At 70.9% G+C, this 19,141-nt stretch carries 22 protein-coding genes, 2 tRNA genes and 1 pseudogene; 13 read left to right on the top strand and 12 right to left on the bottom strand.

What is annotated here, in order from left to right:
- The 4 genes from ACR2FV_RS18575 to eat form a co-directional block, all read right to left on the bottom strand.
- On the bottom strand, window positions 1–784 hold a 784-nt coding region (locus ACR2FV_RS18575; protein WP_434017192.1), incomplete at its 3' end, for an aldehyde dehydrogenase family protein.
- Window positions 781–1,554, bottom strand: a complete 774-nt coding sequence (locus ACR2FV_RS18570) for a gamma-glutamyl-gamma-aminobutyrate hydrolase family protein (RefSeq protein ID WP_434017191.1) — start codon at window positions 1,552–1,554, stop codon at window positions 781–783. The genes ACR2FV_RS18575 and ACR2FV_RS18570, both read right to left, overlap by 4 nt.
- Complete coding sequence (locus ACR2FV_RS18565; protein WP_434017190.1) at window positions 1,551–2,933, bottom strand: glutamine synthetase family protein; 1,383 nt, start codon at window positions 2,931–2,933, stop codon at window positions 1,551–1,553. The genes ACR2FV_RS18570 and ACR2FV_RS18565 overlap by 4 nt, the downstream gene beginning before the upstream one ends.
- Before the next feature lie 34 nt (window positions 2,934–2,967).
- Entirely contained in the window at window positions 2,968–4,401 is a 1,434-nt protein-coding gene (gene eat / locus ACR2FV_RS18560; protein WP_434017189.1) for an ethanolamine permease, read from the bottom strand.
- 137 nt (window positions 4,402–4,538) lie between these two features.
- Between eat and ACR2FV_RS18555 the strand changes: the two genes are divergently transcribed.
- From ACR2FV_RS18555 to ACR2FV_RS18535, 5 genes are all read left to right on the top strand, one after another.
- On the top strand, window positions 4,539–5,246 hold the full coding sequence (locus tag ACR2FV_RS18555; RefSeq protein WP_434017188.1) for a FadR/GntR family transcriptional regulator: 708 nt from the start codon (window positions 4,539–4,541) through the stop codon (window positions 5,244–5,246).
- A 16-nt stretch (window positions 5,247–5,262) separates the two neighbouring features.
- Entirely contained in the window at window positions 5,263–6,177 is a 915-nt protein-coding gene (locus tag ACR2FV_RS18550) for a diacylglycerol/lipid kinase family protein (protein WP_434017187.1), read from the top strand.
- Window positions 6,178–6,284: 107 nt separating this feature from the next.
- Complete coding sequence (locus ACR2FV_RS18545) at window positions 6,285–6,623, top strand: response regulator transcription factor (protein WP_434017186.1); 339 nt, start codon at window positions 6,285–6,287, stop codon at window positions 6,621–6,623.
- Window positions 6,624–7,076: 453 nt separating this feature from the next.
- The gene (locus tag ACR2FV_RS18540; protein WP_434017185.1) at window positions 7,077–7,409 is read left to right on the top strand and encodes a HEAT repeat domain-containing protein; all 333 of its coding nucleotides are present in this window, start codon (window positions 7,077–7,079) and stop codon (window positions 7,407–7,409) included.
- Window positions 7,357–8,895, top strand: a complete 1,539-nt coding sequence (locus ACR2FV_RS18535) for an ATP-binding protein (RefSeq protein WP_434017184.1) — start codon at window positions 7,357–7,359, stop codon at window positions 8,893–8,895. The genes ACR2FV_RS18540 and ACR2FV_RS18535 overlap by 53 nt, the downstream gene beginning before the upstream one ends.
- On the opposite strand, the pseudogene ACR2FV_RS18530 reads toward ACR2FV_RS18535, so the two are convergent.
- Window positions 8,817–9,266 (bottom strand): annotated as a pseudogene (locus ACR2FV_RS18530) (isochorismatase family protein); the annotation flags it as partial. The gene ACR2FV_RS18535 and the pseudogene ACR2FV_RS18530 overlap by 79 nt on opposite strands.
- 76 nt (window positions 9,267–9,342) lie before the next feature.
- Window positions 9,343–10,641, bottom strand: a complete 1,299-nt coding sequence (locus tag ACR2FV_RS18525) for a nicotinate phosphoribosyltransferase (protein WP_434017183.1) — start codon at window positions 10,639–10,641, stop codon at window positions 9,343–9,345.
- A 23-nt stretch (window positions 10,642–10,664) separates the two neighbouring features.
- Between ACR2FV_RS18525 and clpS the strand changes: the two genes are divergently transcribed.
- The 5 genes from clpS (at window position 10,665) to ACR2FV_RS18500 (ending at window position 13,532) form a co-directional block, all read left to right on the top strand.
- On the top strand, window positions 10,665–10,973 hold the full coding sequence (clpS, locus tag ACR2FV_RS18520; RefSeq protein ID WP_434017182.1) for an ATP-dependent Clp protease adapter ClpS: 309 nt from the start codon (window positions 10,665–10,667) through the stop codon (window positions 10,971–10,973).
- 52 nt (window positions 10,974–11,025) lie between these two features.
- Entirely contained in the window at window positions 11,026–11,613 is a 588-nt protein-coding gene (locus tag ACR2FV_RS18515) for a DUF2017 domain-containing protein (RefSeq protein ID WP_434017181.1), read from the top strand.
- Between the two features lie 26 nt (window positions 11,614–11,639).
- Window positions 11,640–13,193, top strand: a complete 1,554-nt coding sequence (gene gltX, locus ACR2FV_RS18510) for a glutamate--tRNA ligase (protein ID WP_434017180.1) — start codon at window positions 11,640–11,642, stop codon at window positions 13,191–13,193.
- A 91-nt stretch (window positions 13,194–13,284) separates the two neighbouring features.
- A tRNA-Gln gene (locus ACR2FV_RS18505) sits at window positions 13,285–13,356 on the top strand.
- 103 nt (window positions 13,357–13,459) lie between these two features.
- A tRNA-Glu gene (locus ACR2FV_RS18500) sits at window positions 13,460–13,532 on the top strand.
- Window positions 13,533–13,661: 129 nt separating this feature from the next.
- Here ACR2FV_RS18500 and ACR2FV_RS18495 read toward each other — a convergent pair.
- Together ACR2FV_RS18495 and cofC are read right to left on the bottom strand one after the other, a co-directional pair.
- Window positions 13,662–13,895 (bottom strand): hypothetical protein, encoded by a 234-nt coding sequence (locus ACR2FV_RS18495; RefSeq protein ID WP_434017179.1) that lies wholly within the window; start codon window positions 13,893–13,895, stop codon window positions 13,662–13,664.
- 66 nt (window positions 13,896–13,961) lie between these two features.
- A complete protein-coding gene (cofC, locus tag ACR2FV_RS18490; protein ID WP_434017178.1) occupies window positions 13,962–14,606 on the bottom strand; it encodes a 2-phospho-L-lactate guanylyltransferase in 645 nt (214 codons plus the stop codon).
- Window positions 14,607–14,674: 68 nt separating this feature from the next.
- Here cofC and ACR2FV_RS18485 point away from each other — a divergent pair, with 68 nt between their 5' ends.
- Both ACR2FV_RS18485 and ACR2FV_RS18480 read left to right on the top strand, forming a co-directional pair.
- Window positions 14,675–15,460: a lysophospholipid acyltransferase family protein gene (locus ACR2FV_RS18485; protein WP_434017177.1), complete on the top strand. Its 786-nt coding sequence runs from the start codon at window positions 14,675–14,677 to the stop codon at window positions 15,458–15,460.
- Window positions 15,457–16,464, top strand: a complete 1,008-nt coding sequence (locus ACR2FV_RS18480; protein ID WP_434017176.1) for an NAD(P)H-dependent glycerol-3-phosphate dehydrogenase — start codon at window positions 15,457–15,459, stop codon at window positions 16,462–16,464. Before ACR2FV_RS18485 ends, ACR2FV_RS18480 begins: the two co-directional genes overlap by 4 nt.
- Window positions 16,465–16,482: 18 nt before the next feature.
- On the opposite strand, the gene ACR2FV_RS18475 is transcribed toward ACR2FV_RS18480, so the two are convergent.
- Both ACR2FV_RS18475 and ACR2FV_RS18470 read right to left on the bottom strand, forming a co-directional pair.
- Window positions 16,483–16,809, bottom strand: coding sequence for a spondin domain-containing protein (locus ACR2FV_RS18475; RefSeq protein ID WP_434017175.1), 327 nt, complete (start codon window positions 16,807–16,809; stop codon window positions 16,483–16,485).
- Window positions 16,803–17,015, bottom strand: a complete 213-nt coding sequence (locus ACR2FV_RS18470; RefSeq protein ID WP_434017174.1) for a spondin domain-containing protein — start codon at window positions 17,013–17,015, stop codon at window positions 16,803–16,805. Before ACR2FV_RS18470 ends, ACR2FV_RS18475 begins: the two co-directional genes overlap by 7 nt.
- Window positions 17,016–17,224: 209 nt before the next feature.
- Between ACR2FV_RS18470 and ACR2FV_RS18465 the strand changes: the two genes are divergently transcribed.
- Window positions 17,225–18,370, top strand: a complete 1,146-nt coding sequence (locus tag ACR2FV_RS18465) for a D-alanine--D-alanine ligase family protein (protein WP_434017173.1) — start codon at window positions 17,225–17,227, stop codon at window positions 18,368–18,370.
- Between the two features lie 22 nt (window positions 18,371–18,392).
- On the opposite strand, the gene ACR2FV_RS18460 is transcribed toward ACR2FV_RS18465, so the two are convergent.
- Together ACR2FV_RS18460 and ACR2FV_RS18455 are read right to left on the bottom strand one after the other, a co-directional pair.
- Complete coding sequence (locus ACR2FV_RS18460; protein ID WP_434017172.1) at window positions 18,393–18,839, bottom strand: DUF3515 family protein; 447 nt, start codon at window positions 18,837–18,839, stop codon at window positions 18,393–18,395.
- The gene (locus tag ACR2FV_RS18455) at window positions 18,812–19,051 is read right to left on the bottom strand and encodes an Lrp/AsnC family transcriptional regulator (RefSeq protein WP_434017171.1); all 240 of its coding nucleotides are present in this window, start codon (window positions 19,049–19,051) and stop codon (window positions 18,812–18,814) included. The genes ACR2FV_RS18460 and ACR2FV_RS18455 overlap by 28 nt, the downstream gene beginning before the upstream one ends.
- Between the last annotated feature and the right edge of the window lie 90 nt (window positions 19,052–19,141).

Genomic DNA, 19,141 nt, shown 5'->3' with positions numbered 1-19,141 from the left:
AGCAGTCCTGCCCGGCGTTGTCGAACGCCCCACCCGGTGTCGCGGCCGCCGCGGCTGCCAGGTCGGCGTCGGCGAAGACGATGTTGGCGTTCTTGCCGCCCAGCTCCAGGGTGACCCGCTTCACCTGGTCGGCGCAGCCGCGCATGATGCCCTTGCCCACGTCGGTGGACCCCGTGAAGACGACCTTGCGCACGTCGGGGTGGGTGACGAAGCGCTCGCCCACGACGGAGCCGCGGCCGGGCAGGATCTGCAGCACCCCCTCGGGCAGGCCCGCCTCGAGCACCAGCTCACCGAGTCGGATCGCCGTCAGCGGGGTGAGCTCGGCAGGCTTGAGCACGACGGTGTTACCCGCGGCCAGGGCCGGAGCAATGGCCCACCCGGCGATCGGCATCGGGAAGTTCCACGGCACGATCACCCCCACCACGCCGATCGGCTCGTGGAAGGTGGTGGCGACCCCGCCCGCGACGGGGATCTGCTGACCGAGGTGCCGCTCCGGGGCACCGGCGTAGTAGGACAGCACGTCACGCACGTTGCCGGCCTCCCAGCGTGCGTTGCCGATGGTGTGCCCGGCGCCCCGGACCTCCAGGCGGGCCAGCTCCTCCACGTGCTCGTCGACCACGCCGGCGAACCGGCGCAGCAGCAGCGCCCGGTCGGCCGCACTGACCCGTCGCCACGTGCGCAGGGCTTCGCTCGAGGTCGCGATGGCCTGGTCGGTCGCGTCCCGGTCCAGACTGGGCACCTCGGTCAGGGCCGTCTCGGTGGACGGGTCGATCACGGTGGTCATCGGACGTGTGCCTCCTGCGGTCGGTCGGGTGCCGTGCGGGTCGTCGAGTGAAGCACAGCGCGGATCAAGGCGTCGAAGAGGCGGCCGTCGCCCGGATCCTCCTCGGGATGGGACTGCACCCCGAGCACCCACGGCGCCACCGGGCCACGGTCCTGCGGCTCCAGCGCCTGCACCAGGCCGTCGGGCGACCGCGCGGTGACGACCAGCCCCGGCGCGACCTCGTCGACCGCCTGATGGTGGTAGCACGGCACGGTGGCCTGCTCGCCGAGGGCGGCCGCGATCCGGGAGCCGGGCTCGGTGCGCACGCTCACCTCGCCGAAGCGGCCCGGTCCCGGCTGGTATGCGGTGCCGCCGGCCGCGCAGGTCAGCCCGGGCAGGACGTCGGGCACATGCTGGTGCAGGGTCCCACCGAGCGCCACGTTGAGCACCTGGGCGCCGCGGCAGATGGCCAGCAACGGCATACCCCTGGCCAGCGCGGCGTGCACCAGCGCGAGCTCGTAGTCGTCCCGGTAGGGCTCCGGCCGGGTCGCCGAATGCGGGTCCTGGCCGTAGCGAGCAGGGTCCAGGTCGCTGCCGCCGATCAGGACCAGCGCATCCAGGGCCTGCAGCACCGAGCTGTCGCTGCCGACCGGCGGCAGCAGCAGTGGCGTGCCGCCGGCCCGCACGACCGCCTCCACATAGGTGGCCGGGACCAGCGCGGCCGGCCGGCGCCAGTCACCCCAGGCCGCCTCCTTGTAGTAGGTGCTCAGCCCGACTCGCGGTCGCGTCACAGCCGTTCGAAGCCGCGGCGCAGCTCCCAGTCGGTGACGGCGGCGTCGAACGCCTCGATCTCCACGTCCGCGTAGTTGACGTAGTGATCGACCACCTCTGCGCCGAAGACCTCGCGGGCGATGTCCGACTCGGCGAACAGCTCCCGGGCCTCGCGCAGCGTGCGGGGGACGTGCACGGCATCGGAGGTGTAGGCGTTGCCCTCGGTCATCGGTGGCAGCTTCAGCTCGTGCTCGATGCCGTAGAGCCCACCGGCCATCATCGCTGCGAGGGCCAGGTAGGGGTTGGCGTCGCCGCCGGGCAGCCGGTTCTCCAGCCGGGCGCTCGCACCACTGCCGACGAGTCGCACCGAGCAGCTGCGGTTGTCCAGCCCCCACGCGACCGCCGTGGGGGCGAACGAGCCCAGCGCGAACCGCTTGTAGGAGTTGATGTTGGGTGCGTAGAAGAGGGTGAGCTCACGCATCGTCCTCAGCACCCCGGCAATGAACTGGTCGTAGAGCTTCGATCGTTTGCCCTTGCCCTGGCCGTCCCAGAAGACGGTGCTGTCATCGAGCCCGCGCAGGGACAGGTGGATGTGGCAGGAGCTGCCCTCGCGGTCGTTGGGCTTGGCCATGAACGTGATCGAGTTGCCCATCTCGGAGGCGATCATCTTGGTGCCGGTCTTGTAGACGCTGTGGTTGTCGGCCGTGGTCATCACGTCGTCGAACAGGAAGCCGATCTCGTGCTGGCCGAAGTTGCACTCACCCTTCGCAGACTCCACGACCATGCCCGCGGCATACATATCCCCTCGAATGCGGCGCAGCAGCGGCTCCACCCGTCCCGAGCCCATCACCGAGTAGTCCACGTTGTACTGGTTGCCGGGGGTCAGGTCGCGGTAGTCCTTGCTCCAGGCCTGCTCGTAGCTGTCGCGGTAGACGACGAACTCCAGCTCGGTCCCGGCGACCGCCTTCCAGCCCTGCGCGGCCGCCTTGTCGACCTGGGCCTTGAGCATCGAGCGGGGGGACATCGGCACCGGGGACCCGTCGGTCAGCGTGAGGTCGCACTGCAGCATCACGGTGCGCTCCAGCCACGGGACCCAGCGGATGGTGTCCAGGTCCAGGTCGAAGACCATGTCGCCGTAACCGGACTCCCAGGAGGAGATCGCGTAGCCGTCGACGGTGTTCATCTCGGTGTCGACGGCCAGCAGGTAGTTGCACCCCTCGACGCCGTGCGGCAGCGCGTGCTCAAGGAAGTAGTCGGCGTGCAGGTACTTGCCCTGCAGCCGGCCCTGCATGTCGGTGAACGCCACGATGACCGTGTCGATCTCGCCGGCCGTGATCGCGGCTCGTAGCGCGTCGACGGAGAGCATGCGGGGATTGCGCGGATGGGTGTCGTTGGTCATCGGTGTGCTCGCTCCTGTATGCCGGATGCTCGGGTCAGCGCAGGGTGGACTCGGCGTCGTCGATGCTGGAGAACTCCTCCTCCGGCGCGTTGCCGACCACGTGGTGGCGGCTGTAGAACTGGAAGTAGGCCAGGAAGGCCAAGAAGACCGCTGCGGTGATGCCGGCCGCCAGCTCATCGACGAAGAACGTCGCGATGACGGCGATGACGCTGAGCACCAGAGCCACGCCGGTGGTCACGACGCCGCCGGGGGTGCGGTAGCCGCGCTCCAGGTCGGGCTCGCGACGGCGCAACATGATGTGCGACAGGTTGAGCAGCACGTAGGACACGGTGGCTCCGAAGACCGCGATGTTGATCAGGATGCCGCCGTCCTGCAGGATCGCGGCGAGCAGGAAGCCGATGGTGCCCGGCACGATGAGCGCGACCCACGGGGTCTTGCGGCTGCCGGTCAAGGACAGGAAGCGGGGCAGGTAGCCGGCGCGGGACAGCGCGAACAGCTGCCGGGAGTAGGCGTAGATGATCGAGAAGAAGCTGGCGATCAGGCCGGCCAGGCCCGCGTAGTTGACGAATTCGGCCAGGGCCGAGCTGTCTCCGTATGCGGTGCGCAGCGCCTCGGGCAGCGGGTTGTCGGACTGCCCGATCGCGTCGGCACCGCCCGCGCCGGGCACCAGCGTCAGCATGAAGGCGGCGAAGACCAGCAGCAGCAGCATCGCGACGATGATGCCCTTGGGCATGTCCTTCTTGGGATCGCTGGTCTCCTCGGCGGCCAGCGGCACGCCCTCGACGGCCAGGAAGAACCATATGCCGTAGACCAGCGCGGCCAGCACCCCGGTGATGCCCATCGGCAGCAGCGCGCTGGACATCGCCGAACCGTCCGGCTCGATGTTGGTCAGGTTGGCCGCGTCGAACTTGGGGATCAGCCCGATCACGGTGGCGACGAGGGCGGCCACCGCCACGACGGTGATGGCGAACATCAGCTTGAGCGCCTCGCCCACGCCGTAGAGGTGCACGCCGACGAAGATCGCGTAGGCGGCCAGGTAGATCGGCCACCCGTTCGTGAGGCCGAACAACCCCAGTGCCTCGACGTATCCGCCGATGAAGACTGCGATGGCCGCAGGCGCCACGGCATACTCGATGAGCACGGCCACCCCGGTGGCGTAGCCGCCCAGCGGACCGAGGGCTCGCCGCGCGAAGCCGTAGCCCGCACCCGAGGTGGGCAGCGTCGAGGACATCTCGGCCAGGCCGAACACCATGCAGGTGTACATCACCCCCATCAGCACCGTGGCGATGAGCAGCCCGCCCCAGCCGCCTTCGCTGATGCCGATGTTCCAGCCCGCGAAGTCGCCCGAGATGACATAGCTGACGCCCAGCCCGGCCAACAGGATCCAACCCGCGGCGCCGGCCTTGAGCTGTCGGTGCTGCATGTAGTCGTCGTTGCCCGACGTGCCGTCCACCTGCGACTTGCTCATGGTGTGCCTCGTCCCTCGTGGTGACTCAGGTCATTGGACCAGTTGTGGACCTTTGGTGGGCCGAGTCTGGCCCTGCCCTGCCCCGACGTCAAGAGCGCGTCCTGTGCTGCGTCGCGTCGGGGCGTACCGTGGCCGGTGTGTCAGCGCAGCTCGGTCTCCCTGTGCCACCGGTGCGGGTGGGCAACGTCTTCGAGGAGACGATGGAGCGGGTGGTCCGGGCGATCCGGTTGGGCCAGTTCCCGCCCGGCACCAAGATGCCGCCGGAGCGAGAGCTGGCCGAGGTGCTGCGGGTCTCCCGCACCACGCTGCGCGAGGCGCTCGCGGAGCTGCAGTCCAGCGGCTACGTCACGGTGACCAGGGGACGCTACGGCGGGACGTATGTGGTGGACACCTTGCCCGGGCAGGATGCGCAGGCGAGCGGACCGCTGAATGCCGAGGAGGTGTGGGACCTGCTCACGCTGCGGCGCATCGTCGAGCCCGCGGCGGCCGAGCTGGCGGCGCAGCGTCCGTTGAGCAGCGCTCAGCGAGACCTGCTGTGGCAGGGGCATCTGGAGTGCGCGGCCGCCTCGGTCGGTCACTACCGCCCGCTGGACTCCCGGCTGCACCTGCTGATCGCTGAGCTGAGCGGCAGCGCCAGCCTGCTGCGAGTCGTCGCCGACACCCGTGCCCGGGTCAACGAGCTGCTCGACCGCATACCCCTGTTGCCGCCCAACCTGCAGCACTCCGGGCAGCAGCACGAGGCGATCGTGCGAGCGATCCTGGACCGCGACGCGCAGGAGGGCCGCCGCGCCATGCTGGACCATCTGGACGGCACCGCGGCCCTGCTGCGCGGCTTCCTCGGCTGAGGGCAGACTGGACTGCATGACCGACGCTGTCCTGGTGTTCGCCAACGCCAACGCCAACGCCGCCGCCGGCTCGGCCGACGACACCGATGTCGAGCGGGCCCTGGACGTGCTGCGCGAGTCGCGCGAGGTCGAGGTCGTGGTCCCGGGCCAGGGGCAGAGCCTGGACGAGGTCGCCGCCCGGGCTGCCGGCAAAGACGTCGTGGTGCTCGGAGGTGATGGATCGATGAACGGCTGCATCGCTGCCCTGCACCGGGCCGGCACCCTGCCCGACGTGCGGGCGATAGGCCTGGTGCCGCTGGGCACCGGCAACGACTTCGCGCGCACGATGGGTCTGCCCTTCGACCCGGCACCCGCCGCGCGGGTGGCTCTGCACGGTTCCCTGGAGCGGATCGACCTGCTCCACGACGACCAGGACGGCATCGCGGTCAACGTCGTGCATGCGGGCATCGCCGCGGAGGCCACCTCGAACGCCGAGCAGCTCAAGGGCGTGCTGGGCACCGCCGGCTATGCGATGGGCGCGTTGCGCGCCGGGGTGGTCGCCCACGGGTGGCACCTGAGGGTGAGGGTGGACGACGAGGTCGTGACCGAGGGGGACCGACCGGTGCTGATGGTCAGCATCGCAGTGGGTCGCTCCGTGGGTGGCGGCACCCTGATCGCTCCCGGTGCCTCGCCGACGAACGGGCAGGCCCAGGTGATGGTCTGCACCGCTACCGATCCGAGCGCGCGGGCCTCGTTCGCATGGGATCTGCAACGCGGACGGCATACCGCGCGGGAGGACGTGACCGTCCTGCGCGGGCGCAGCGTGCGGGTGGAGGCCGTCGGGGAGCACCCCTTCGGGGTCAACACCGACGGTGACCTGGACGGTGAGCATTGGTCCCGCCTCTGGACGGTGCAGGACAACGCCTGGGTATGCCGCGTGCCGCCGGAGTAAAGCCCCGGTCAGGGTTCGTCCAGGAGTTCGGGTTCGACCCCGGGCAAGCAGTGCAGTGCGGGTGCTTTGAGTGTCGTACATATTTCGGCGCGAGGAGATCGTGAGCAATGGGGGACAAGGCATCCGTCCTGGTCGCCGACGACGACACGGACATCCGTGAGCTCGTGGTCTTCAAGCTCGAGCAGAGCGGCGACGACGTCGTGGCAGTGCCGGACGGGGAGGTGGCGCTGGCGTCGCTGCGTGAGCAGCGCCCGCAGCCGGCGATCCTGGACATCATGATGCCTGGGCTGTCCGGCCTCGACGTGCTGCACGAGATTCGCGCGGACGAGGCGCTGAGCGACTTGCGCGTCATCCTGCTCACTGCCCGCTCCCGTGACCTGGATGTCGATGCGGGCTTCTCCACGGGGGCCGACGGCTACGTCATCAAGCCGTTCAGCCCACGCTAACTCGTGCACCGCGTGGAGTCCCTGCTGTCGCGTCGGCGCTGAGGGGTGGCATCATATGCCGCCGGCCCGGCGCTGCTGTGGGGCCTGCCGTGGATCTCGGTCCGTGTGCTGGCCGTCCATGCTCGCGCTGATGGTGGGCGTGCGACTGGTGCGGGCGGGTCGGGAGCGCCGCCATCGTCGCCTGGTCGCTCCGCTGCGCCCCCTGTTGCTGGAGCTCGCCTCAGGTGACGAGTCGGCCGGCGAGGACGTGGCTGCTGCCTTGAGCGGTGTGTCCGGCCCGATCCGGGAGGTGGTCGACGACTCCATCCTGGCGCTGCTGGGCAAGATCCGTGGGGACTCGTTGACTCCCCTGGTCGACGTGCTGCGCCGACACGGCCGGGATCGACGAGCATGTGCGCAGCTTCGGAGCAGGTCGCCGGTCCGTCGGGCGCGTGCGGCGTGGACGCTCGGGGGATGCAGGAGCACGACGCTGTCCGCAGGGTGCTGCCGTTGCTGCAGGATCCCTCGCCGGACGTGGCGCTCACCGCGGCCCGCGCGCTGGGCATGATGGGCGACCCGGTCGCGGCCACCCCCATCCTTGCGGCGGTCGCACCGGCCGGCTCCAGGCCCGGGCTGCCGGTCTGGATCGCGGTGGAGTCCGTGGCCTCGCTGGACACGGCGACCACCCCGGAGGTCTGCACCGCCGTGTCGCACCCGAGCCCGGACGTGCGGACGGCCGCGGCTCGCCCACACCATGGGCCATCTGCTGGGCGAACGCGAGCTGGTGGCCGGCCTGCGGGATCTTGACCGGCAGAAGTCGGACTTCGTGGCGACCGCCAGCCATGAGCTGCGGACCCCGCTGACCTCGATCAGCGGATACTTGGAGATGCTCGAGGACGGCGATCTCGGGGAGCTGTCCAGCCGTCAGCACAGTGCTGTTGCCGTGCTCAGCCGCAACGTCGGCCGGCTGCGCGGACTCATCGAGGACCTGTTGATCCTCAACCGGCTCGACAGCGGCAAAGGCCGTGCGGTCCACGAGGAGGTCAACCTGCCCCGGAGTGCGGTCGAGGTCATCCCGAGCCTGGACCCGATCGCAGCCAAGAAGGGGGTCGAGCTGATCGGTCCGGGCCCTTGCCCGCCGCAGCTGGGCCAGGCTGAGGCCGACCAACGAGGAGAAGCACTCTGTGTGATCGGCGACCGTGACCAGCTCGAGCGGGCGTTGACCAACGTCGTAGGCAACGCGGTGAAGTTCACCCCTGCCGGCCGACGGGTCACGATCAGTCTCGGCGGTGATGCCGCACGAGTCGAGTTCGTCTGTGAGGACTCCGGCATCGGCATCCCGGAGACCGACATGGAGAGTCTGTTCACCCGGTTCTTCCGGGCTTCGAACGCCGTGGAGCAGCAGGTTCAGGGCAGCGGACTCGGTCTGTCCATCGTGCTGGCGATCGTGGAGGGGGGCACCAGGGCACGATGGACGTCAGCTCGGTGGAGGGCGCGGGCACTCGGGTGGCGATCAGCCTGCCGCTCGCCGGCCCGGAGGAGTAATACCGAGACGACCCCTCTGTGGGAGGGTGAGATGAGACCACGACGACGACGCGGGGGCACGCCCGCGGTGGAGGTTATCGGACCGTCGTCGTGGGGGTCATCCTCAAGATCGTGCTCGTCGAGGGGGCCGGGCGATACACCCTGGCGACGGGCTACACGATCTTCGAGGTTTGGTGCCGACCTGTCCGACGTGCTCAACGAGCGCTATGGTCCGGTGATCGGCACTGCCTTCCTGGTGGGCTTCTGGGCGGCGTCGTTCTCCTCGATCATCGGGGTGTGGAACGGGGTGTCCCTGATGCTGTTGCTGCTGCTCGGCAAGCCGATCGCGCTGCACGGTCTGCTGAACGGCCGCCGGGTGCCCAAGGAGTGGGCCAATGGGCTGCCCACCAACCTCACCCTGGGCGTGACCGCCCTGAGCTTCTTGGCGTTGGGCGGCACCGGGCTGCGCCGCGCAATACAGAACGGACGCGAACCCCGGAGACCGTCGAGAGCGAAGACGTGGAGCTGGCAGCAACGCGATGGACCTTGGTCGTCGTGTGCACGTCCAGCGGGCAGGCCAAGTCACGGCAGATGCTGGGAGCGGCTGACTGCTCAGGCAGGAGTGCCGGCGAAGTCGATGCCCGCCTGGCTCATCTCATCGATCGCAGCTGAGGTCGACTCGGGTGCGACGCCGGCGACGAGGTCGTCCAGCACGGTGGTGCCGAACCCCTCCCGGACGGCGTCCAGCGCTGTGGCCCGCACGCAGTAGTCGGTCGCGATGCCGCATACGTCGACCTCTGTGACCTCCCGTGCCTGCAGCCACTCCGTCAGACCCACATCGCCCTCGGCGGACTCGACGATGCCCTCGAAGCCGCTGTAGGCGGCCTCGTGCTCTCCCTTGCGGAAGACGGCGTCCACGTGCTGCAGCGCCCCGTCGAGCTCGGAGCGGAACTCCGCGCCCTGCGTACCGACCTCACAGTGCACCGGCCAGGACTCGCGGAAGTCCGGCTCCGCAGACCAGTGCGCTCCCGGGTCCACGTGCCAGTCAGCGGTGGCCACGATCGCCGCATACTCCGCGTGCGTCGCCTGCACATAGGCGCTGATCCGCTCGGCGACGGCGACCCCGCCCTCGACCCCCATCGAGCCGCCTTCACAGAAGTCGTGCTGCACGTCCACGATCACCAGTGCGCGTCCCATGGACCCCAGGGTAGGCAGGTCAGGACCAGTCGTCGAGGTAGCTGGTCGGGATCGCGGGGTCGCCGTCGGAGAGTCGCAGTGCGCGGGTCGGCAGCTCGGCACGGGCCCAGGCGTGGTGCTCCCGTGCCGACCGGGCGTCGGTCGGCACGATGACCTCCCCGGCTCGCACCAGCGGCACCAGCAGGGAGCGGTCGTCGCCGTCGTCCTCGGGCTGACGCTGGATGCCGATGAGCTCCTCCTGGGCCCCGCCGGTCTCGTTGCGCCGGCGCAGCGCATACTTGCGCCCACCCACCGACAGCTTGTCCTTGCTGGCCTTGGCCACCCCCTCCATCTCACCGGCGGCACTCTCCCGGCTCACCAGCTTGTAGACCATCCCGGCCGCCGGAGCCCCCGACCCGGTGACCACCTGCGTCCCCACGCCGTAGGCGTCGACGGGGGCCACCTGCAGTGCGGCGATTGCATGCTCGTCGAGGTCGGAGGTGACCACGACCCGGGTGTCGGTGGCGCCTAGGGCGTCCAGCTGGACGCGGACCTCGTGGGCCTGGGAGATCAGGTCGCCGGAGTCCAGGCGGACTCCACCCAGACCCGGACCGGCCAGCTCGACCGCAAGCGCGACGGCCTCCGTCACGTCGTAGGTGTCCACGAGCAGCGTCGTGTCCGTCCCCAGCGACGCGAGCTGGCTGGCGAATGCCTCCCGTTCCGAGTCGTGCAACAGCGTGAAGGAGTGCGCCGCCGTGCCGACGGTGGGCACCCCGTGGGTCAGACCGGCCTGCAGGTTGGAGGTGGAGGCGAACCCCGCGATGTATGCAGCGCGCGCGGCGGCCACCGCTGAGTCCTCCTGCGTGCGCCGGGAGCCCATCTCGAAGCAGGGCCGGTCGCCGGCGGCGGCGGTCATCCGCGACGCGGCGGAGGCGACCGCCGAGTCGTGGTTGAGGATCGAGAGCACCAGGGTCTCCAGGATCACCCCCTCGGCGAAGCTCGACTCGACGACCAGCACGGGGGAGCCGGGGAAGTAGCACTCGCCCTCGGCATACCCGTGGATGTCCCCGGTGAACCGGTAGTCCGCCAGGTAGGCCAGCGTCGGCTCGTCGACGACGCCGGAGGAGCGCAGGAAGTCGATCTGCTCGGGGCCGAAGCGGAAGTCTGCGAGGGTCTCCAGGATCCGTCCGGTGCCGGCCACCACGCCGTAGCGGCGCCCGCCCGGCAGGCGCCGGGCGAAGGCCTCGAACACGCAGCGGCGGTGGGCGTGCCCGCTGGCGAGCGCTGCCTGCAGCATGGTCAGCTCGTAGTGGTCGGTCAACAAAGCGGTGCTGGTCATGCACTGCACCTTAGAGTGGGGGAGTGGCCGAGGCTCCCCCTGCACCGAGTGACCCGCAGCGGCAGGGGTCGACGGCGCTGCTGGACCGGCCCGAGGCCGACACCCCGTGGGTGACGCTGGTGTGGAACGACCCGGTCAACCTGATGTCCTACGTGACCTGGGTGCTCCAGACCCACTTCGGCTACTCCCGGGCCAAGGCGGAGAAGCTGATGATGGACGTGCATCAGGTGGGGCGGGCCGTGGTCTCGACCGGGACCCGCGAGAAGGTGGAGGCCGACACCGAGGCGATGCACGGCTACGGTCTGTGGGCGACCTACCAGAAGGACGAGTAGTGGCGAACGGCAAGGATCAGTAGTGGCGAACGACCAGCGGCAGGAGTAGGCGGTGGCGACCGCATTCGAGCACCGGCGCGGTCGCATCGTCGGCCGGATGGATGCCGAGGAGATCGCCGTCGTGGTGCATCTGCTGCGACTCACCCGCGACTTCGTGGCGCCCGAGCGGGACGAGACCGGCGACCCGTTCCTGGACCTGGTGGCCGGCATGGGGGAGAGCGACCCCGACCCCCAGGAGCCCAGCGACCCGGCGCTGCGCCGGTTGCTGCCGCCCGCGCACCGCACCGACGCCGAGCAGGCCGCCCAGTTCCGGTCGCTGACCGAGCACTCGCTGCGCACCCGCAAGGCGGCCACTCTCACCACCGCGATCACCGTGCTCACGGACGCCGAGCCGCCGAAGATCGACCTGAACCAGGGACAGGCGCAGGCGGTGGCGGTCGCCCTGACCGACATCCGGCTGATCCTTGGCGAGCGGCTCGGCCTGCGCACCGACGAGGACTCCACCCGGCTGCATACCGAGCTGCAGGAGGCGCTCGACGGTGAGCGTGACCTGGACCCGGCGACCGCCCAGCAGATGGCCTACTACGACTTCCTGTCCTGGCTGCAGGAGAGCCTCACCATGGCGCTGCTGGAGGGCTGAGCCCCGGCAGTAGGGTGGCGCCCATCATGACGATCCAGCCTGCCCCCACGTCCGCCACCGAGGGCGCCGAGGTCACCGGACATGACGTCCGGGTCCGGTTCTGCCCCAGCCCGACCGGCACCCCGCACGTCGGGCTGGCCCGTACGGCCCTGTTCAACTGGGCCTTCGCCCGGCACCACGGCGGCACCCTGGTCTTCCGCCTCGAGGACACCGATGCCTCCCGGGACTCCGCGGAGTCCGCCGAGCAGATCGTGCAGGCCCTGGAGTGGCTCGGCCTGGACTATGACGAGGGTCCGGAGATCGGCGGCCCCTACGCCCCCTACCGGCAGAGCGAGCGGGCCAAGGAGCACCGCCGGGTCGCCCAGGCGCTGCTGGACGCCGGCTACGCCTACGAGTCGTTCTCCACCCCCGAGGAGGTCGAAGCCCGGCACCGCGCGGCCGGGCGCGACCCCAAGCTCGGCTACGACAACCACGACCGCGAGCTCACGCAGGACCAGCGCACGACATACCGCGAGCAGGGCCGGGAGCCGGTGCTGCGACTGCGGATGCCCGAGGAGGACCTGAGCTTCACCGACATGGTGCGCGGCGAGGTGACCTTCCGGGCCGGCTCGGTGCCCGACTTCGTCATCGTGCGCGGCAACGGCCAGCCGCTTTACACCCTGGTCAACCCGGTCGACGACGCCGCGATGCGCATCACCCACGTCATCCGGGGCGAGGACCTGCTGTCCTCCACCCCACGGCAGATCGCCCTCTACCGCGCGCTGATCGCCATCGGCGAGGCGCAGCGGGTGCCGGTCTTCGGCCACCTGCCGCTCGTGCTGGGCGAGGGGGCCCGCAAGCTGTCCAAGCGCGACCCACAGTCCGACCTGTTTCTGCACCGCGACCGGGGCTTCGTGCGCGAGGGGATGGTCAACTACCTGGCCCTGCTGGGCTGGTCGATCGGCCCGGACCGCGACGTGTTCACCCCCGAGGAGCTCGTCGCCGCCTTCGACGTGCACCAGGTCAACCCCAACCCGGCCCGGTGGGACCAGACCAAGGCCGAGGCGATCAACGCCGAGCACCTGCGTGCCCTGGAGCCTGGCGACTTCACCTCCCGGCTGCTGCCGGTGCTGCAGGACGAGGAAGCCGTCCCCGTGCCGACCACGATGGGCCAGCTGGCGCGGCTGAGCGAGATCGCGCCGCTGGTGCAGACCCGCATCCAGGTGCTCGCGGAGGCGGCACCGCTGGTCGCGCCCTTCTACACCGGCGACGACGAGCTGCCCATCGCCGACGACGCCCGCAAACAGCTGAAGGACTCGGCGCCGCAGGTCCTCGACGCGGCGCTCGCGGCGCTGGAGCCGGTGTCGGGCACGGTCGGCGACCCGCTCGGCGGGGGCGTCGAGTGGACCACGGAGCGGATCGAGCAGTCGCTGAGGGAGGCGATCGTCGACGGGCTGGGCATCAAGCCGCGGCTGGCCTTCGGCCCGTTGCGCACCGCCGTGTCCGGACAGCGGATCTCGCCGCCGCTGTTCGAGTCGATGGAGATTCTGGGCAAGCACGCGACCCTGGCCCGGCTGCGCCGGCTTCGGGCGGAGCTGTGAGCACACCCGGCGATTTGGGGGCGGAGTGCCGGGGCCGGTAAGGTTCCTCCTCGGTTCACCCACCAGGTCCAGGCCCCGGGTGATACCCCCTTGGGGTATGGTGTAATTGGCAGCACGACTGATTCTGGTTCAGTTAGTCTAGGTTCGAGTCCTGGTACCCCAGCGCCGCAGACGCGTCTTCGACGACGAGTTCGGCGTTTCGGTGAGCACCGACCATTACGGTATGGTGTCGCCTCGGCTGCCACTGATCTGCAGTCGAGCACCTCGGCCCCGTTGTGTAGCGGCCTAGCACGCCGCCCTCTCAAGGCGGTAGCGCGGGTTCGAATCCCGTCGGGGCTACCCGAGGAAGCACGGCCCCCGCCCGCTCGTGGTCGGGGGCTGTGCCGTTCCCGGCCCCAGCACCCGGCCTGCGCGCCCCTCGCGCGCGGCGGCTCAGCGGATGGCGTGCCCCTCGCGAGCCACCTCGGCTCAGCGGATGGCCTCACCGGCCCCGATCCCCACGATCCACAACCGCTCCACGCGTGCGGCCGGGTCCTCCGGGTCGGCGGGGGTGACCTGCACGCTCACCCGCTGTCCCAGCCGCAGGTGCCGCAGCTCGCTGCCGGCGAACACCTCCGGGGAGAAGGGCAGGGCACGGCCGGTGTCGAGCAGCACCACCCCGCTGCCGTCGTCGGGGTCGAAGCGGTGCACGGTGGCCTGCATGACCGCAGCCTACGGGGACGCCCCGGCCTCGGTGCGGCCCAGCCGGCCGGCCCGCATGACCGCAGCCTACGGGGACGCCCCGGCCTCGGTGCAGCCCAGCCGGCCGGCCCGCAGGACCGCCGCCGTCGCGCGACCCACCCCGAGAGCCACCGCTCGCTGCAGGTCGGCGGCGTCGTCGACGTCCTGGCGCAGCCGCGGCAGGTCCAGGTCCAGCCGGGTCGCGGCGCGGGCGTGCCGCGCGGCCGACCCAACGCCGAAGGCCGGCTCCACGTCCCCATCGGTGCCGGTGAGCAACACCGTGCCGGCGCCGGAGTGGTCGGGCACCACGGCGCGGGTATGCCGTGCGCAGGCTGCCAGGGCGGTCACCAGGTCCGCGGGGAGCAGCGCCGGCAGGTCGCCCAGCAGCACCGCGACCGGAAGGTGGGGACGGCACGCCGCGAGCCCGACCCGCACCGCGGCGTCCAGCCCCTGACCTGGATCGGGCAGCACCCGGGCCCCGAGGCCGGTCGCGAGGTCGACGGCGACGGTGTCGGAGGTGACGACCACCACCTGGTCGGCGGGCTGCGCACGACAAACCGTGACCAGGGTGTCGCGCGCCATGGCTCGGGCCAGCTCGCGGCGAGAGACTCCCGCAGGCGGCACCAGCCGGGTCTTGGCCGTACCGGCATGCTTCACCGGCAGCACGACCTGCCATGGGAGAGGAGCGGACACGACGCCCATCCTCGCCCACTGCGCTGCCCGACCCATCGCGCAGCCCGGCCCGTCGCGACAGTGACAAGATGGCAGCCGTGAAGCGTCAGCCCGCCCGCACGCCCGTGCCCCGCCCCTACCGCGGGTTGATCTCCGTGCTCCGGCCGATGCTGCAAGGGGTCACCAGCCAGGACTGGAGCGGAGGCGAGCACCTGCCTCGTGAGGGCGGCTTCATCGTGGCCTCCAACCACCTCTCGGAGATCGACCCGTTCATGCTCGCGCACTTCCTGGTCGACCACGGGTGCCCGCCGATGTTCCTGGCCAAGGCCTCGCTGTTCGACATCCCCGTGCTGGGCCGGGTGCTGCGACCCCTGGGACAGGTGCCGGTGCACCGGGGCAGCCGGCAGGCAGCCGAGTCGCTGCGCGAGGCCCAGCAGGTGCTCGCCGACGACAAGTGCGTGGCGATCATGCCCGAGGGCACGCTGACCCGGGACCCCGACCTGTGGCCCATGAAGGCGCGCACCGGGGTCGGGCGACTGGCGTTGGCCAGCGGCGCACCCGTCATACCGGTGGGGCAGTGGGGTCCGCAGCACCTGCTGGCGCCCTACGCGCGGCGGCCGACCGGACTGCTGTCCCGGGTGACGATGCACGTCAAGGCCGGGCCGGCCGTGCCGTTGGACGATCTGGTCGGGCGGGCGAGCTCACAGAAGGCGGTGACCGAGGCCACCGACCGGGTCATGCGGGCGATCACCGAGCAGGTGGAGCTGCTGCGGGGAGAGAGAGCGCCCGAGGGCTTCTGGGACATGCGGCGCGGTGACCGGGTCGAGGGTGGCGAACGGGCGGACGAGAAGCCCGCCGAGGGGGAGCTCGGATGACCCGGGCGGCCGTCTTCGGCGCGGGGTCGTGGGGCACGGCGTATGCCGCGATCCTCACCGACGCCGACCCGTCGGTGCAGGTGACGATCCACGCGCGTCGCGCGAAGGTCGCCGACGCGATCACCCGAACCCACGTCAACACCGACTACCTGCCCGACCTGCGGCTGCCCGAGCAGGTCAGCGCCACCACGGACCCGGCCCAGGCGGCAGCCGGGGCGGACCTGGTCATCCTGGCCGTGCCCAGCCAGAGCCTGCGCGACAACCTGGGCGCCTGGGCGCACGTGGTGCCGCAGGAGGCGGTGGTCGTCTCGTTGATGAAGGGGATCGAGCTGCGCACCGGGATGCGGATGAGCGAGGTCATCGGGCAGGCCGGGGGGATCGGCCCGGAGCGGGTGGTCGTGGTCTCCGGGCCGAACCTGTCCAAGGAGATCGCGGCCAAGCAGCCAGCGGCCAGCGTCGTCGCGGGGGTCGACCACGAGGCGGCCGAGCGGGTGGCGCAGGCCAGCGCGGCGCCCTACTTCCGGCCCTACACGCAGACCGACGTGGTCGGCACCGAGATCGGCGGAGCGGTCAAGAACGTCGTCGCCCTCGCGGTGGGGATGGCCGAGGGGCTCGGCTACGGCGACAACACCAAGTCCAGCATCATCACCCGGGGGCTGGCCGAGACCGCCCGGCTGGGGGCGGCCCTGGGCGCCGACCCGGCCACGCTGATGGGCCTGGCCGGGGTCGGCGACCTGATCGCGACGTGCATGTCGCCGCTGTCGCGCAACCACTCGGTCGGGGTCAAGCTCGGTCGTGGTGTCACCATCGCCGAGGTGGCCGCGATCCCGCACCAGACCGCCGAGGGGGTCAAGTCGTGCCGCTCCGTGGTCGATCTCGCCCACTCGCTCGGGGTCGACATGCCCATCTGCGAGGGGGTCACCGCCGTCGTCGAGCAGCACCTGTCACCGGAGCAGCTCGCCGACGCGCTGATGAGCCGGGCCCGCAAGCACGAGCGGCACTGAAGGCACCCGGCCGCGGGGTCAGGACGTGCGGGTGACGATGACCTGGGCGACCGGGTCGCTCCAGCCGTGGATCGCGGCGCTCAGGCCGTCGTCGGTGCCGGTCACGCCCGGGTGGTGTGCGATGACGCCGCTCTCGGCCAACGCGGGGTTGCTCATCCCGGTGCCCGGGCTGCCCGACTCACCGATCAGAGCCTGGCACGGGGACACGATGTCGGCGAACTTCTCGGTGTTGATCTCCGAGCGGGCGTCGTAGGCGTTGGTCTCATAGACCCTGGTATGGCCGACCGCGGAGGGCAGCCGCTGCGGGTTCACGCCGGTGAAGCCGTCGTTGCTGCAGATCAGCATGGCGGCGCCGTCCCGACGTGCAGGTCGGCCACGCGGGGATTCTGCGCGAGCTCCTCGATGAGCAGCGAGGTGTCGCCGTTCTCCGCGATCTGCCGGACGCTCTCGGTGACCGGGCTGCCCACGTCGAAGGCGTCGACCCGCTTGTCGGTGGCCGCGGCGACGGTCGGGGTGAACGGCTGGCCGTCGGTGAGGTTGATGATGCTCACCTTGTACTCCCGCGTGGTGGAGTCCGGAGGGGAAGCCTGGTCGTGGGCGGCTGCGGGGTATGCGGTGGCGCCGTTCTTGACGCTAGGACTGCCGGGAGCACGCAGACCTTACGCAGCAGGGTCCGAACCGTGACGGAAGTGTGACGGCGTGCGGCCGCACCGGGCGCGTCCCCGGCGCCGGTGGATCGGCTTGGCTAGGCTGCGGTGCGATGGACGCCAACGACGCACTCTCCGCGAGCGGGTCCGGCAGGTCGAGGCCGCGGGTGGCCGTGGTCTTCGGCGGCCGATCCGCCGAGCACGCGATCTCCTGCGCCACCGCAGCCAGTGTGCTGCGGGCGATCGACCGGGAACGCTACGACGTCGTGCCCATCGGCATCACGACGCAGGGGCACTGGGTGCAGGTGCCCGACGACCCGGCGGCCCTCGACATCGTCGAGGGCCGGCTGCCCGCCGTGCCCGACACCGGCGACCAGGTCGTCGTGCCGCTGGGCGGAGTGGACCACGAGCTCCGGGTGCAACGGGCAGGGGAGGTGCCGCGGGAGCTCGGGGAGGTCGACGTCGTCTTCCCGGTGCTGCACGGGCCGTTCGGTGAGGACGGCACCATCCAGGGCATGCTGGAGCTGGCCGACATCCGCTACGTCGGCTGTGGGGTGCTGGCCTCCGCGGTCATGATGGACAAGCACGTCATGAAGGTGCTCTTCGCCTCCGCGGGCCTGCCGGTCGGGGCGTATGCCGTGATCACCGACGCGCAGTGGCACCGCGACCCGGCCGCGGCCCTGGATGCGGCCGCGTCGCTGCGCTTCCCCGTCTTCGTCAAACCCGCCCGGGCCGGCTCCTCGCTCGGGATCACCCGGGTCACCGACCCCGACGGGTTGCGTGACGCGGTGGAGCAGGCCCGCAAGCACGACCCCAAGGTGATCGTCGAGGCCGGGGTCGTCGGCCGGGAGGTCGAGTGCGGCGTCTTGCAGGGCCGTGACCACGGCCCGCCCCGGGTCAGCCCGGTCGGGGAGATCACCGTCACCGGAGGTCACGACTTCTACGACTTCGAGGCCAAGTATCTCGACGAGACCAACGTCGAGCTGCGCTGCCCCGCGGACCTGCCCGACGACATACGCGATGAGGTCCAGCGGATCGCGGCCGACGCCTTCGAGGTGGCCGGTTGTGAGGGGCTGGCCCGGGTCGACTGCTTCTACACCGAGGCGGGAGCGGTGCTCATCAACGAGATCAACACGATGCCCGGCTTCACGCCCTACTCGATGTATCCGCAGGTCTGGGCGGCTGAGGGGATCGACTATCCCGGGCTGGTCGACGAGCTGTTGCAGCTGGCGCTGCAGCGCCCCCTCGGGCTGCGCTGAGCCGGTACCCGGCGCGGAGTGCTCAGGAGCACCGACCACCGGTCTGGTCGACGACCTGGGCCGTGGGGGCGAAGGCCGGCATCAGCAGCGGCTCCGGCGCATAGGCGTCCGGCACGAGCACCTGGATGGCGGGGTGGCGCCCGTAGGTCGTGAACCTGACGCCGTCATCGAGCGGCTCGGCCACCCAGTCGACGCCGTCGATGTCGAGGCACTGATCGGTGGTCGGCCCCAGCAACGGGGCACCACACCGCGCGATGATCGCCGGGTCGCCCCAGGCCGCGACGGTCTCGGACTCGACGGCCACCTCGCGAGACTGCTCCCCGGCCACGGTCGCCGGCCACGCGGCGGCGACCTCACGGCATACCCCCGTGTCCGCCCCCTCGAACGGGGTGACCTTGACCGCCGAGGTGCACCCTGCGCTCAGCAGCGCCGCGCCCAGCGTCAGGCCGAGAAGTGGACGACCGTGCATGTGGTGGTGCGAGTGATGTCGGGCACCGCCTGGATCTTGGCGATGACCATCCGGCCCAGGTCGTCGACACTGGGGGCCTCGATGCGCGCGATGACGTCGTAGGGTCCGGTCACGTCCTCGGCGGCGGTGACCCCCTCGAGGTCGCTGATCGCCTGCGCGACCGCCGAGGAGCGCCCGACCTGCGTCTGGATGAGGATGTAGGCGTGCACCATGCTGGGCCTCCGCTGGATCGCTGGCGATGACGGGCGCTGACGGGCGCTGACGGCACAGACGCTACCGTGCCCGGGCAAGCATCGACAGGA

It is taken from the genome of Ornithinimicrobium sp. (assembly GCF_051004135.1).
Lineage (GTDB): Bacteria > Actinomycetota > Actinomycetes > Actinomycetales > Dermatophilaceae > Ornithinicoccus.
The sequence above is the reverse complement of the archived record's forward strand: the minus strand, read 5'-3'. Positions and strand labels throughout refer to the sequence as shown.